The sequence below is a fragment of the Citrobacter sp. VF227 genome (assembly GCF_052950715.1).
Genome location: NZ_JBRFVF010000460.1, coordinates 1 through 455 on the forward strand (window position 1 = coordinate 1; position 455 = coordinate 455).

Here is a 455-nt window from a genome sequence, read left to right on the forward strand (position 1 = left end):
GTCCACGCGCTGGCAAAGCAGAAGTCTTGGCGCAGCCACAGCATGGCTTCCAAGCCACAGATCGCGCGCCGCGCCTTGTTGAACAAGACTCGGGAAAACGACCGTTTGCCCTACGATCCGGTGGGGCGCATCGCGGGCCACCTAAAACAGCCCGTTTTTGTCGGAGAACCGTATCGGCTTTTCTGTTGCCGGATAAACGGTATCTCGACACGATCCTGGCATGCTCGCCGGTGACGCCGGCGTGTCCAACCTCGACCTGGTACTTCAGCGCAGCCGTTAGCGGATAATCTCGATGACGACGCCGGCTGCCTCAGCGATCATCGACCAGCGCCGCTCCGCGGTGAGCGCCGGCAGACCTTCAAGCTTGGCCAGAGCCAGGCAGTAACGGTCTCCAAGCGACAGACCACCCTCAACCGTGAGCGGACGCAGCATGCCGGCCTCGTACGACAGCACGG

The 455-nt window shown here is 62.4% G+C and carries 1 protein-coding gene; it reads left to right on the plus strand.

What is annotated here, in order from left to right:
- On the plus strand, positions 1–234 hold a 234-nt coding region (locus tag ACU8YC_RS27325; RefSeq protein WP_446896303.1), incomplete at its 5' end, for a hypothetical protein.
- Between the last annotated feature and the right edge of the window lie 221 nt (positions 235–455).